At 67.4% G+C, this 12,690-nt stretch carries 13 protein-coding genes; 7 read left to right on the top strand and 6 right to left on the bottom strand.

Going from position 1 to position 12,690, the window contains the following annotated elements; translation table 11 throughout:
• Positions 1–2: 2 nt before the first annotated feature.
• Positions 3–1,430, bottom strand: a complete 1,428-nt coding sequence (locus AC5Y4D_RS24140; protein WP_500038399.1) for a serine/threonine-protein kinase — start codon at positions 1,428–1,430, stop codon at positions 3–5.
• A 71-nt stretch (positions 1,431–1,501) separates the two neighbouring features.
• Here AC5Y4D_RS24140 and AC5Y4D_RS24145 point away from each other — a divergent pair, with 71 nt between their 5' ends.
• Complete coding sequence (locus AC5Y4D_RS24145) at positions 1,502–2,023, top strand: TetR/AcrR family transcriptional regulator (RefSeq protein ID WP_499946098.1); 522 nt, start codon at positions 1,502–1,504, stop codon at positions 2,021–2,023.
• 25 nt (positions 2,024–2,048) lie between these two features.
• Complete coding sequence (locus AC5Y4D_RS24150) at positions 2,049–3,188, top strand: acyl-CoA dehydrogenase family protein (RefSeq protein WP_500038400.1); 1,140 nt, start codon at positions 2,049–2,051, stop codon at positions 3,186–3,188.
• Here the strand turns inward: AC5Y4D_RS24150 and AC5Y4D_RS24155 are convergent.
• Both AC5Y4D_RS24155 and AC5Y4D_RS24160 read right to left on the bottom strand, forming a co-directional pair.
• Complete coding sequence (locus AC5Y4D_RS24155; protein WP_500038401.1) at positions 3,168–3,863, bottom strand: mycothiol-dependent nitroreductase Rv2466c family protein; 696 nt, start codon at positions 3,861–3,863, stop codon at positions 3,168–3,170. The two genes, AC5Y4D_RS24150 and AC5Y4D_RS24155, sit on opposite strands and share 21 nt — an antisense overlap.
• A gap of 2 nt (positions 3,864–3,865) precedes the next feature.
• The gene (locus AC5Y4D_RS24160) at positions 3,866–4,282 is read right to left on the bottom strand and encodes a protease inhibitor I42 family protein (protein WP_500038402.1); all 417 of its coding nucleotides are present in this window, start codon (positions 4,280–4,282) and stop codon (positions 3,866–3,868) included.
• A gap of 68 nt (positions 4,283–4,350) precedes the next feature.
• Between AC5Y4D_RS24160 and AC5Y4D_RS24165 the strand changes: the two genes are divergently transcribed.
• Positions 4,351–5,466 (top strand): DUF5685 family protein, encoded by a 1,116-nt coding sequence (locus AC5Y4D_RS24165; protein ID WP_500038403.1) that lies wholly within the window; start codon positions 4,351–4,353, stop codon positions 5,464–5,466.
• A 31-nt stretch (positions 5,467–5,497) separates the two neighbouring features.
• A complete protein-coding gene (locus AC5Y4D_RS24170) occupies positions 5,498–7,093 on the top strand; it encodes a Na+/H+ antiporter (protein WP_500038404.1) in 1,596 nt (531 codons plus the stop codon).
• 75 nt (positions 7,094–7,168) lie between these two features.
• Here AC5Y4D_RS24170 and AC5Y4D_RS24175 read toward each other — a convergent pair whose 3' ends face one another.
• Complete coding sequence (locus tag AC5Y4D_RS24175) at positions 7,169–8,419, bottom strand: cytochrome P450 (protein ID WP_500038405.1); 1,251 nt, start codon at positions 8,417–8,419, stop codon at positions 7,169–7,171.
• Complete coding sequence (locus AC5Y4D_RS24180) at positions 8,416–8,961, bottom strand: TetR/AcrR family transcriptional regulator (RefSeq protein WP_500038406.1); 546 nt, start codon at positions 8,959–8,961, stop codon at positions 8,416–8,418. Before AC5Y4D_RS24180 ends, AC5Y4D_RS24175 begins: the two co-directional genes overlap by 4 nt.
• A gap of 17 nt (positions 8,962–8,978) precedes the next feature.
• Here AC5Y4D_RS24180 and AC5Y4D_RS24185 point away from each other — a divergent pair, with 17 nt between their 5' ends.
• From AC5Y4D_RS24185 to AC5Y4D_RS24195, 3 genes are read left to right on the top strand one after another with little or no spacing between them, the layout of a single operon-like run.
• A complete protein-coding gene (locus AC5Y4D_RS24185) occupies positions 8,979–9,845 on the top strand; it encodes an LLM class F420-dependent oxidoreductase (RefSeq protein WP_500038407.1) in 867 nt (288 codons plus the stop codon).
• The gene (locus AC5Y4D_RS24190; protein ID WP_500038408.1) at positions 9,842–10,558 is read left to right on the top strand and encodes a hypothetical protein; all 717 of its coding nucleotides are present in this window, start codon (positions 9,842–9,844) and stop codon (positions 10,556–10,558) included. The genes AC5Y4D_RS24185 and AC5Y4D_RS24190 overlap by 4 nt, the downstream gene beginning before the upstream one ends.
• 19 nt (positions 10,559–10,577) lie before the next feature.
• Positions 10,578–11,432: a sulfurtransferase gene (locus AC5Y4D_RS24195; protein WP_500038409.1), complete on the top strand. Its 855-nt coding sequence runs from the start codon at positions 10,578–10,580 to the stop codon at positions 11,430–11,432.
• Between the two features lie 138 nt (positions 11,433–11,570).
• Here AC5Y4D_RS24195 and AC5Y4D_RS24200 read toward each other — a convergent pair whose 3' ends face one another.
• Positions 11,571–12,581, bottom strand: coding sequence for a phosphorylase family protein (locus tag AC5Y4D_RS24200; RefSeq protein WP_500038410.1), 1,011 nt, complete (start codon positions 12,579–12,581; stop codon positions 11,571–11,573).
• Positions 12,582–12,690: the final 109 nt, after the last annotated feature.

Below are 12,690 nucleotides of genomic sequence, written 5' to 3' on the forward strand. Positions count from 1 at the left end.
CGTTAAACCCCTGTGGCGTACTGCAATACGGGTTCCGCGGAGTCCACGTGGCTGCCGCTGAGGATCGTAAGTCGTTGTGGGCGAACCTCGTAGCGCACACCGTTGGCCGGATTGGTGACGTCGAACCCGCCGGATGTGCGCACCGCATTGCCGAGTTCGATGTTGGCGCCGTCGCTGATCCGCTCCCCGCGGTAGTAGTAACTCTGCGGTCCGCTCTGACAGACCACCACGAGCGACTGGGCGGTGCGCAACACAGCGGCAGGCGGATTGCCCGGATCACAGCGGGCGGTGTGGCCGATGAATCCCAAGCCGTCGGCCCCGTCGACGGGCTGGGACAGCGACGGCGTCGTCGGCGCGGACGAAACGGGCTCGGCAACCTCGCGCGCGGGTCGGCTCCCGAACGCCAGCACCACAGCCAGCACCGCCGCGACGAACAACATCACCGCCGCAAACCCCCCGACCAGCACGGGAACCCGACTGGGTCGACCAGCCACAACCGGAGCCGGCGCCAAAGGATACGGGCTGTAGCCACTGTCCTCCGGATTCGGGTAGCGGACCGAAAACGGCCGGGTAGGTGTGGGCGGGCTCGGCCCGACGGGCGCCATACCGGACCCGGCCGCCGCACGCACCGCCGCCGCCAACTCCCCTGCCGAACCGAACCGTGCCGCGGGTTGTTTGGCCATACCGGTGGCCACGATCCCGTCGAACGCGCGGTCGATCCCGCGGCGCATGATGCTCGGTCGCGGCGGCGGCGACATCAGATGTGCCGCAATCACTTCGGACTCCTCGAACGGCGGCCGGCCGGTGAGGCACTCGTACAGCACGCACGTCAGCGAGTAGACGTCGGTCTGCGGCCCGACCCGGTCGCCGCTGAAGCGTTCGGGCGCCATGTAGAGACGCGACCCGATCACCGATCCGGTGGCCGTGACGTTCGCATCGCCGGCGATGTGGGCGATCCCGAAGTCCGCGAGGTAGGCGAAGTTGTCGGCGGTGAGCAACACGTTTTCCGGTTTGACGTCGCGGTGCACCAACCCGTCGGCGTGCGCGGCGTCCAGCGCCGACGCCACCTGAGTCACGATCGACGCCGCCTGCACCGGGTCCAGGGCACCCTGCGAACGCAGCAGATCCTTCAGCGTGCCGCCTTTGACCAGGCGCATGTCGATGAACAGGACGCCGTCGATCTGGCCGAAGTCATGCACCGGGATGACATGCGGTTCCTGCAGCCGCGCCGCCAGTCGGCACTCCTTCCGGAAGCGTTCCTGGAAGGACGGGTCGTCGGCCAGCTCCCGGCGCAGCAGCTTCAACGCGACCATCCGATCCCGCTCGGTGTCGTATGCCCGGTACACGTCGCCCATGCCGCCCGCACCCAGCAGCGAGCGGAGTTGGTAAGGCCCAAACCGGGTACCAACACGCGAATCCGAGCTAGTCATCCCACCGGGCTACCCGTTTTTCCGGGACGCTACGTAGGCTGCGGTCCGTGGCTACCAACACCCGGTTGACGATGGACGACTGGCTGCAGGCCGGCTACGCGATCATCGCGGGTGACGGCCTCAACGCGCTCAAACTCGACCGGCTGTGCACACGCCTCAACGTCACCAAAGGCAGCTTCTACTGGCACTTCGACGACATGGCCGCCTATCGCCAAGCGCTGATCGACTCGTGGGCGCAGCTCAAAGACCAGGACCGTCGCGACATCGAAGAAACGCGCGATCTGCCGCCCCGCGAACGTCTGTCCCGGATGATGGCGTCGCTGGTCCGGCCCCGGCAATGGTCGCTGGAGCGGGCGATGCGCGAATGGGCCCGGTCCGACGAGACCGTCGCAGCCGCCGTCCACGCCTCCGACCGTCGAATCCTCAGCGCCGTGCGACAAGCGTTCCGCGAGTACGGATTCGACGACGACGAGGCTGACCTGCGTGCCCACACCACGTTCGCCGCCGGTGTCGGCCTGCTGCACCTGGCCGGTCCATCACCCAAGAAGTGGCTGCACCACGAGGACTTCCTGGACTTCATGTTGCGCCGGTGAACATACCAAAAGGTATGGTGTGTGCATGATCAGCGAGGACCTCGTCGAACGGATCCGGCACCGCGCCCAAGAGACCGAGGAACTAAGGCGGTTACCTGCCGACACCGTCAAGGAACTGAACGAAGAAGGACTCTTCGACCTGCTCAAACCGGCGCGCTACGGCGGGCGCCAGGCCGACTTCCAGCAGATCCTCGATCCGGTCCGGCGCCTCGCGCACGGGTGCACGTCGACCGCGTGGACCGCGGGATTCTTCACCCTGCACAACTGGATGCTGGCGCTGTTCGGCGAGCAAGCCCAGCAGGACGGCTTCGCCAGTCAACCGTTCCTGGCCTCATCCCCACTGGCGCCGACCGGGCGCGGCACACCGGTCGACGGGGGTATCCGGCTCACCGGGCGCTGGTCGTGGGCAACCGGTGTGATGGAAGGGAACTGGACCATCGTCGGCGCGTTGTGCGGCCCGGACGACGGGATCTATCCCGCCCTGGCGCTGCTGCCCGCCGAGGACTACCAGATCGTCGACGTCTGGCACACCGACGGCATGCGCGGCACCGGATCCAATGACATCGTCATCACCGACGTGTTCGTCCCCGAGCACCGACTGATCAAAGTCACCGACATCTACGGCGGCACCGCACCGGGAGCCGTCTTGCACGACGCGACGCTCTACCGCTGGCCGATGGTGCCCGCGCTCGCGTTTCTGGCGTCGATGCCGGCGTTGGGCACGGCCGAGCGGGTCGTCGAATTGTTCGCCGAGCGCCTCGGGGAGCGGGTCATCGCCTACGAGGGCAGCAAGCAGAAAGACAAACCGGCAGCGCAGGCCAGGTTGGGCGAAGCTAGGGTCCGGCTGCGCGCTCTACACGGACTGACCGCCGACACCATCGGCCGCATCGAAGCGATTCTCCAAGCCGGAGAACGGGTTCCGCGCACCGTACGAGCCGATGCCCGGCTGGCCGCCGCGCACGTCGTCAAGGAGTCGCGTGCCGTGATAAGCCAGCTGCTCGAAGCATCCGGCGCCAGCGTGCACTTCCTCGACAACCCGTTGCAGCGGGCCAAACGCGACGTCGACGTGCTGGGCGGGCACGTGATCTTTGACTACGACACCAGCCGAGAACTGGCCGGCGCGTTGGCAATCGGGCTCAAGATCTCACCGCTCGCCATGGTGTGAAAGCCCCTCCAGGTCAATGACCTCGCCGCGATTGATGCTGACCCAATCGCGCCCGTCGAGATAAGGCCGCAGGCTGCGCCCGATCAGCTCGGCGTCCGCGGCCGACTTGGGCCGCTGCAATTCGTAGACGTGGGGCAACTCGGCCATGCCGGTGACCACGTCCCACAACTTCACCGCATCCTGTCCGACAGGCGGATTGACCAGCACCGGCCCGAACAGGCACTGCCCGTCCATAAACAACGTCGGCACCCCGAACCCGCCGGCATCGACGACGCGCTGATGTTCGGTACGCACCTCGTCGTGCGTCGTCGAATCGGCAAGCGCCGCATCGAGAATCGACGCTTGGGCGCCGATCGAGACCAGCAGTCGTCGGGCGACATCGGGATCGTGCGGCTTGCCGCCCAGCGTGTGCAGCTCATGGCCGATTGCGGCATACCAACGATCGAGTAGGTCCATTCCGGTGCGCCGCAACAAAGCGCCGATCCGCATCAGCGACCACCCGTAGGACCAATCCCGTTCCCACGGATGCTTTTTGCCCTCGACACGGTTGATCTCCTCCAGGCTGAAGAACCGCCAGTCGATGGTGATCCCGAGTTGCGCGCGGACCTCGCGGATCCACAGCGAAGTCTGGTAGGCGAAGGGGCACATCGGGTCGAAGTGGAAGTCGACGGTCATCGCTATTGCACCGTCACATTCGCGGTGAATGTGCACGACGGCGCGCCATCGCCGGTGACCGGGCCGTAACTGGTGACGATGCTGGTCTTCCCGGCCCTGGCCGCCGTGAACGTCCACACCTCCGTGCCGGGCGCACCGATGCGGTCGGTGTTGCCGCGGAAATACTCATGACTGTCCTGCTTCAGGACCGCGGCGTCGCTGATCTTCGGCTCGGGCGTCCACCGGTACGGGGTGCTGTGGTTGGCGCCGAGCGACACCGTGAGCGTGTCGCCGGTCCGAAGTGTGACCTCACGAATGATGTTGCCTTGCTTCAGAACATCGTCCATGGACACTTCCACGGTCTTGGTCGATGCCGCACCCGGGCTCGAACAACCCACCAGCAAGAGCACGGCAGCGAATGCCAGCAGCGTGATTCTCATAAGACGAACACTAGGCCGTGAGCCCACAGATCTGCCCAAATCTGCAGTTGGTCGGGTAGCTTCAATCCGTGTTTGGCATCATTCGGCCCTGCCGTCACCGGCTCGGCGGCGAACTGACTGCGGCTTGGCGAGCACAACTGTGCGGCCTGTGCCTGGCGCTGCGCGACGACTACGGGCAGGCGGCGCGGATCGCGACCAACTACGACGGGTTGATCGTCTCGCTGCTTGTGGAAGCTCAGTCCGAGGCCAAGCCCACCCGCCGCACCGCCGGGCCGTGCCCGCTGCGCGGCATGAAGCGCGCCGACGTGGCGACCGGTGAATGCGTACGCCTGGCGGCGGTGGTGTCGTTGGCGCTGGCGGCGGCGAAGGTCCGCGACCACGTCGACGACCGCGACGGCCTGGTCGGCGTGGCGGCGATCCGACCGGCCGCGCGGCGCATCGCCGAAAGCTGGGTACGCCGCGGCACCGACACCGGCCACACCCTGGGCTTCGACACCGGTGTGCTGGTGGCCGCGATGGACCGGCAGGTCGAACTCGAGGAGACGGCCGGGCCGGGCGGCTCGCTGCTGGCTGTTACGGAGCCCACCGAGACGGCCGTGGCCGCAGCGTTCGCCCACACCGCAGTGTTGGCGGGCCGCCTCACCAACGAGGCGCCGCTGCGTGAGATCGGGCTGCTGTTCGGGCGGGTGGCGCACCTGCTCGACGCGGTGGAGGACTACCACGACGACCAGGCGCGCGGGAAGTGGAATCCGTTGGCCGCCACTGGAACTCCCGTCACCGAGGTCCGCAAGCTGTGCGACGACGCGGTGCTCGGCATCGAACTGGCCCTGGCCGACGTCGATTTCACCGACGGCCGGCTGCCGCGCCGGCTGTTGACCAAGGAATTGCGCCGCTCGGTCTCCCGCACGTTCGCCGGCGCCGTCCCGACGGCCAACTACCCGTACGGAAGCCCGCACGGCGAGCAGGACGGCATCAACTTCGGCGGCAACCAATACGGCATGTACGGTCCGGGCGGCTACCCGCCCCCCGGTCAGCTGCCGCCCGAGCCGCAGAAGAAGCGCGGCTGCTGGGACCGGTGCACCGACGCCTGCTGCTGCGACTGCGAGTGCGATTGCTGTTGCGACTCCTGCTGTGACGGCGACGGCTGCTGCTGCGACTGCGGCGACTGCTGTGACTGCAGCTAGCCGCCGCTGAGCCGTAGGCAAGGATGGGCAGGTGTTTGCGCTTGTCGTCATCGTCGCGCTGGTATTCACCGTCGTCGTCGGCACCGTCCTGGGCCAGCGCTATCGCGTCGGCCCCCCGGTCCTGCTGATCTTCCTCGGCACGCTGCTCGGGCTGATCCCGCGGTTCGGTCACATTCACATCGACGGGGAACTGGTGCTGCTGTTGTTCCTGCCGGCGATCCTGTACTGGGAGAGCCTGAACACCAGCTTCCGCGAGATCAAGGCCAACATGCGGCCGATCGTGATGACCAGCGTCGGCCTGGTGATCGTCACCGCGGTCGCGGTGTCCTCGACGGCGCGTGCGCTGGGCATGGAATCACACGCGGCGGCGGTGCTGGGCGCCGTGCTCTCCCCCACCGACGCCGCGGCCGTGGCCGGCCTGGCGAAGAAACTGCCGCGCCGCGCGCTGACCGTATTGCGCGGGGAAAGCCTGATCAACGACGGCACCGCGCTGGTGCTGTTCGGCGTCACCGTCTCGGTCGCCGTCGGCGGCAACGAGGTCAGCCCGCTCGCGTTGACCGGTCGATTCGTCTACTCCTATCTCGGCGGCATCGCCGCCGGACTGATCGTCGGTGGCCTGGTGACGCTGCTGCGTCGCCGCATCGACGCGCCGCTCGAAGAGGGAGCCCTCAGCGTGCTGACCCCGTTCGCGGCGTTCCTGCTGGCCGTCGAGTTCGACAGCAGCGGTGTGGTCGCGGTGTTGGTGTCGGCGCTGGTGATCAGCTATGTCGGCCCGCGGGTGATCCGGGCACGATCCCGGTTGCAGGCGTTCGCCTTCTGGGACATCTCGACGTTCCTGATCAACGGCTCGCTGTGGGTGTTCATCGGCGTGCAGATTCCCGGCGACGTGCACGCCATCGTCGACGGTGGGGGCGGCCTCCGCCACGCCACCTATCTCGCCCTGGCGGTCACGGCCGTGGTGATCGTGACGCGCTTCGCCTGGGTGGAATTGACCACGCTTCTGGGCCGCGCCCTGGACAAGGGCTTGCACCGCGACATTCAGCAGCCGGACTTCCGGCAGCGCTGCGTCACCAGTTGGGCGGGATTTCGGGGAGCGGTGTCGCTGGCTGCGGCGCTGGCCGTGCCCCTGGAAACGTTCAACGGCGGCCCCTTCCCCAACCGCAGCCTGATCATCTACGTCGTCTCCTTCGTGATTCTGGTGACCGTGCTCCTTCAGGGCAGCACCCTGCCCGCCGTGGTGCGCTGGGCGCGGTTACCCGAAGACGTCGCCCGCGCCGACGAACTGCAGCTGGCCCGTACCCGCGGCGCCCAAGCGGCGCTGGAGGCGCTACCGGAGATCACCGAAGAACTCGGTGTCGGACCGAAGATCCGGGCGCGCCTGCAGAAGGAGTACGAAGAGCACGCTCTACTGGTCGAGGCCGGTGGCGACGACTCCGACGACAGCAACCGTCTGTCCGAAGCCGGTGATCAGATCCGTGCGGTGCGGCTGCGCGTGCTGGAGCGCAAACGCCGAGCACTTACCGAGCTTCGTGACCAACGCCTGATCGACGACATCGTGCTGCGCGAAGTGCAAGCCGCCCTGGATCTGGAGGAAGTGCGACTGCTCGGCCCGGCCGACGTGGACTGACTACGGCGACTGTGAATCTGGCTGCGTAACACGCCGCTGCTGCGTCGTAGGATTCACGCTCGGCGGTACGGCTGATCATCCCGTGCTGCACGGAAGTCGTTTGATCCCATGGAAAAACGACGACCGCAGCCGGTCGGGTTCGCCGGTTACGGTGAGCCCGGGCACCTTCGGATACAGCTCTTCGAGCATCACCCGCAGCTCGAGCCTGGCCAGCTGGGCACCGAGGCAGAAGTGCACTCCCCCGCCGCCGAACGCGGCATGCCCGGCATCGGTTCGGGTGACGTCGAATTCATCGGCCCGGTCGAACACGTCCTCGTCGCGGTTGGCCGACAGATAGTGCATCAGCACCCAGTCGCCGGCCGGGATGCGCTGCCCGCGGAGCTCGACGTCGCGGGTCACAGTGCGGCGGAAGTAGAGCACCGGGGTCGCCCATCGCAGTAGTTCTTCGACCGCCGCTTTGACAGCGTCGGGGTCACGGGCGAGCAGGGCCTGCTGTTCCGGGTGCTGCGACAGCGCCAGAATGCCGTGGCTGAGGGTGTTGCGGGTGGTCTCGTTGCCGGCGATCGCCAGCAGGACGAAGAACTCGTTGAGCTGCTCGGTGTTGAGTTTCTCGCCGTCGACCTCGGCGGCCAGCAGCGCCGACAGGATGTCGTCGGTCAGACCGTGCCTTCGTCGATGTTTCACCAAATCGTTGCAGTACGTGAACATCTCGGCGGCGGCTTGCCCGAGCGCCTCGGGGGTGGGCGCATAGTCGGGATCCTCGATGCCCAGGGTTCCGATGGCATTGCTCCACCGGAAGACATCCAGCCGGTCTTCGGCGGGCACCCCGAGCACGTCGGCGATCACCTGTAGTGACATCTCCGCGGAAATGTCTGGGACAGCGTCGAATTCGCCCTTCTCGCGGATGTCGGCGACGATGTTGCGAGCCACCCGGCGCATGTGCGGTTCCAGGCGCAGCACGTTGCGGGCGGTGAAACCCTGGTTGATCAGCTTGCGGTAGAGCACGTGTCGCGGCGGGTCGATGCCCGGCAGCATCGCCGAGGTGGGGCCCGCCTCGACCTGGATCAGGGTGTTGCCGTTGCTGCTGGTGAACGTGTCGGTGTCGCGGCTGACCAGTCGCACGTCGGCGTGCCGGGTCAGCAGCCACGCCCTGGGCAGCCCGGACAACTGCACCGGATGCACCGGGTTCTGGGCCCGCAGCCGGGCCATCGCATCGAACGGAGCGCCGACGACGAAAGTGTCCGGATCGAGCACCCGGGCGGCGTCGCGATCGGCTGGGCTGTCCAGGTTTTCGACTACCACCGAGCCGAGCTGAGGAACCGTCATGACGCCCTGATCCCGGCGATGATCACCTCGAGTCCGGCGCGGAAACGTGCGGCGGACGGCCGTTTGGCCGGCGCTGACTCCTCCAGGCTGACCGACCCCAGCAGGTAGGTGTACAGCACCGTGTGAGCCGCCGCCACAACCGGTTTCGCGAGACCCGCCTCGACAAGCAGGGAGCGGCTGAGCCGGTCCAGCCGTCGCGCCTGCTCACCGCCGCCGCCGGTCTGCAGCATGCCGGCGATCCCCGGGACCGCGAGCAACGCTTCCCTTGCAGTGCAATACAACTCGGCGAGCCTGACGTCCCACGGCCCCTGCCGCGGCACCGGGATGCCGGCCAGCACCGCTTCCGCCAGCAGGTCGAGGGCCGCTTGTTTGCCCGGCACGTGGTAGTACACCGACGGCACCGCCGCCCCCAGTTCGGCGGCCAGCTCGCGCATCGTGACCTGCTGCACCCCGACCCGTCGGGCCAGCGTGTGCAGCGAAGAGACCACTTGTCCGCGGTCCAGTTCGCCGTATGGACGTCTCGTCCGGACTGATTCGAGCATTGTTAGAATGTAGCGCGATGAGCACACCGACGGCAAAGTTGTCGATCTCCTCTCCGGTGGTCACCACGATCCCGGGCATGAACGCCGACTGGGAACGGACCGCGTCGGTCGAGGATCTCGCCCGCGTCGCCGAGGCCGCGGATCGGTTGGGCTATCACCATCTGACATGCAGCGAACACATCGCACTGCCTGCCGCCGAAGAGGAACGGCGCGGGGTGCGCTATTGGGATCCGCTGCCGACGTTGGGTTATCTGGCCGCCCAGACCAGCCGAATCAGGTTGGCTACCAACGTGCTGGTGCTGGCCTACCATCACCCGCTGGAGATCGCCAAGCGGTACGGCACGCTGGACAAGGTCAGCAACGGCAGGCTCATCCTGGGCGTCGGCGTGGGCTCGCTGAAAGAGGAATTCGACCTGATCGGTGCACCGTTCGACGACCGTGGCGCCCGCGGTGACGACGCGGTGCGCGCCCTGCGTGCCTCGCTGTCGGTCCGCGAGCCGTCCTACCGCGGCGAGTTCTATTCGTTCGGCGGCATTTTCGTCGACCCGTGTGCCGTGCAGGATCATGTCCCCATCTGGGTGGGCGGGCGCACCCTGCGGTCGCTGCGCCGTGCGGTCACCCTGGCCGACGGCTGGACACCGTTCTCGGTGAGTCTGCGACAGGCGCGGGACTGGTTGAGCCGCTTCGACATTCGCCCGGACTTCGACGTTGTCCTCGCGCCGGCCAGGAGGCTGGATCCGATCCACGACCCTGAGCGGTCGCGCGAACTCATCGCCGAGGCCGTCGGGCATGGGGCGACCATCGTCAGCGCCAACTTCGCCAGCACCTCGCTGCAGCATTATCTGGAGAATCTGCAGGCGCTCGCGGAACTGAACGTCTCGTGAACCGCGTCCGGGCCGGTATTTTCAGCTTCACGGGTGCAGCACCGCGTGACGACGGCAGCTACCTGCGGTGGCACCTGCTGGACCACATGCCCGAGCAGTTCCAACTGCCGGGAATTCTGCACGGGTTGCGCTGGATCGCCGACCGGGACCACCTTCTGGCGTCGGATGGTCCGCTGGGTGAGATCGGCAACGTCGTGCACTATCTGGTCGGCGAGCCCGTCGCGGAGACAGTCGACGACTTCGTCGACCTCGGGCGGGCGCTGCGGGAGAACGGCCGCATGCCGGCTATGCGCCCGCTGCTGCAGATCTCCGGACTTCGCCTGCTGCAATGGCATTCGGCACCGCAAGCCCTGGTGTCGGCGGAGGTGGTGCCGTGGCGGCCGCACCGCGGCGTGCTGCTGATCGTCGAAGAACCAACCGGCGAGCGCCCCGATCACTGGTTGGAATGGCTGCGCGCCGAACACTATCCGGCGCTGCTGGCCACGCCGGGCACCGCCGGGGCGTGGACGTTCGGGTCGACGTGGAAGCCGGCGCCCCGCGGGTGGCGTACCGACCCGCACTACGTCACCGTCGTCTACATCGATGACGACCCGCTGGCCGTGACGGCGGCCGTGGCGTCTTTGGTCGAGGAGCGCTGGCGTTCGGCAGCGGTGCGGCCGGTGTTCGCCGGGCCGCTGCGCAGCATGATCAGCTGGGAGGCCTGGCCGCGTTAGTGGTCGTTAAGGTGAACGTGTGCAACCTCGGAACCGCGTCCTGATCACCGCCACCGAACTGGCCGACCTCGTCGAGTCGGGCGAACCGCTGAGCATTCTCGATGTGCGTTGGCGACTCGACGTCCCGGACGGCCGACCCGCCTACCTGGACGGCCACCTTCCCGGCGCGGTGTATGTGTCCCTGGATGACGAGCTCAGCGACCACAGCGTCGACGGGCGCGGCCGGCACCCGCTGCCGTCGGGCAGTAGCGTGCAGGAAGCCTTGCGGCGGTGGGGGGTTCGGCAGGGCGTGCCGGTGGTGGTGTACGACGACTGGAATCGGGCCGGCTCCGGACGAGCGTGGTGGGTGCTGACCGCGGCGGGCCTGCCCGACGTGCGGATCCTAGACGGGGGGCTGGCCGCATGGCGCGCATCGGGCGGCCGACTCGAAGCCGGCGCGGTGGATCCTGCGCCCGGGAACGTGGTTGTGCAACACGAGGATCTGTATACCGGTGGCCTGCCCACATTGACCGCCGAGCAGGCCGGCGCGGGCGCGCTGCCGCTGTTCGATGCGCGCGCCCCCGAACGCTACCGCGGCGACAGCGAACCTGCCGACGCACGGGCCGGCCATATCCCCGGTGCGAAGAACCTGCCCTTCATGACTCTGCTGTCCGACGATGGTGCGTTTCTCTCCGAGGAGGCGCTCGCGCAACGGTTGTCCGACAGCGGAATTGGGCGGGACGAGCTCGTCGGCGCGTATTGCGGCTCGGGTGTTACCGCCACCGTTCTGGTGGCCGCGCTGGCCGCCGCGGGCCATCAAGCCGCGTTGTTTCCCGGTTCGTGGTCGGAGTGGAGTTCGGAGCCGGGACGCCCTGTGCAGCGCGGGACAGAGTAGGGCGTGGTGGGTTCGCTGAGTGCACGAGAGTCCGCAAAATGCCAGAAAAAGGGCGCTCTGCCGTACATTTGCGGACCCTCGCGGGGCGCGTCAGGGTAGGGCGAAGCGCTTAGTCAGGCCGATGGCCGCAAAAGTACTTCATGCTCCGGCCCACGTCCCCAAGAATCCCTCGACTACCCGGGCGGCGTTCTCGGCGGCGATCTGCTTGTAGAAGAAGAACTGAAACGGGAAGCCTGGCAGGCCCAGCGGGTCACCGGGCCCGTCGGACATGCCCCGGATGCCGAGGAACGGGACGCCGTGCGCCGCGGCGACCGCCAACGCCGCGCCCGTCTCCTGGTCCACCGCGTCGAAGGCCGGATTCTCGGCGGTCTGGATGTTGAGGTTGCTCAGCAACCCTTTGGTCAGGAAGGGCCCGATAGCCTGCACAAAGTTCCCGGTGTAGAAGAAGGAACGCCCCGGCGGGCTGCATGGTTGGCATCCGAAGACGTCGCCGCCGTTGGGTACACACGGGAAGGCCTGGCCGTTGTTGGCGTCATGACTGTACCCGTCGCCGCCGACGAACAGCTGCGGCGACCGTTTCAGATCGATCAGCTTGACGGTCGGGACGTGACGGCACAGGCACATTGGATTGCCGAGGTTGTTGACGCTGCTGAGGTTGACGGTGAGCGCTTGCGCCGCAGCCAGCATGCCGGGATCGACGGCGGCGAACGTCGCTCCGCTGTCCAGGCTCCACCGGGCGGGCACGGCCACGTCGCCGATGCTGGTCCGCCCGGCTCCTCCGGCGACCCCGGAGAACAACACCGCTGCGATGGTCTCGCCGGAGGCGCAGGTGAACCGGTTCAGCGCGGTCTCGGTGACGCGGGTGGCGTTCACCATGCCGATCCCGGTCATGGCGACGAACACCTTCTTGCCGGCGATCGAACCGCGATAGAAATATTGATTGTCATGTATCGCAATGGGATTCGCGTCCAGCGTGGTGTGCGCCAAGACGGCGTCGGCCTCGGCCGGGAAGGCGGTCAGCACCAGCGTTCGCTGTTCGCACGTCGCCGACGTCACGCCCGCGGCCCCGGCGGGATCTGCGACGGCCAATCCGCCGCCCACACAGACCGCGACGACCACGACGAGGACAGCGCGCAACCGTTTGAGCACAGTCCCCCTCTCGTCGTCGAGGTTTCGTCAGTCATGGCCGGGACTCTCATAGACGTGGCTGGAACAACAACGGCTTGATTTTCGCGCGACACGGCGAGAGGTTGGAGAT

The sequence above is a fragment of the Mycobacterium sp. NGS67 genome (assembly GCF_059812185.1).

Bases quoted from the DNA above. Each gene is read 5' to 3' on its own strand.
- AC5Y4D_RS24175 (WP_500038405.1), bottom strand. From the start codon at position 8,419: ATGACGGTTCCTCAGCTCGGCTCGGTGGTAGTCGAAAACCTGGACAGC.
- AC5Y4D_RS24140 (WP_500038399.1), bottom strand. From the start codon at position 1,430: ATGACTAGCTCGGATTCGCGTGTTGGTACCCGGTTTGGGCCTTACCAA.
- AC5Y4D_RS24160 (WP_500038402.1), bottom strand. From the start codon at position 4,282: ATGAGAATCACGCTGCTGGCATTCGCTGCCGTGCTCTTGCTGGTGGGT.
- AC5Y4D_RS24150 (WP_500038400.1), top strand. From the start codon at position 2,049: ATGATCAGCGAGGACCTCGTCGAACGGATCCGGCACCGCGCCCAAGAG.
- AC5Y4D_RS24185 (WP_500038407.1), top strand. From the start codon at position 8,979: ATGAGCACACCGACGGCAAAGTTGTCGATCTCCTCTCCGGTGGTCACC.
- AC5Y4D_RS24145 (WP_499946098.1), top strand. From the start codon at position 1,502: ATGGACGACTGGCTGCAGGCCGGCTACGCGATCATCGCGGGTGACGGC.
- AC5Y4D_RS24180 (WP_500038406.1), bottom strand. From the start codon at position 8,961: ATGCTCGAATCAGTCCGGACGAGACGTCCATACGGCGAACTGGACCGC.
- AC5Y4D_RS24155 (WP_500038401.1), bottom strand. From the start codon at position 3,863: ATGACCGTCGACTTCCACTTCGACCCGATGTGCCCCTTCGCCTACCAG.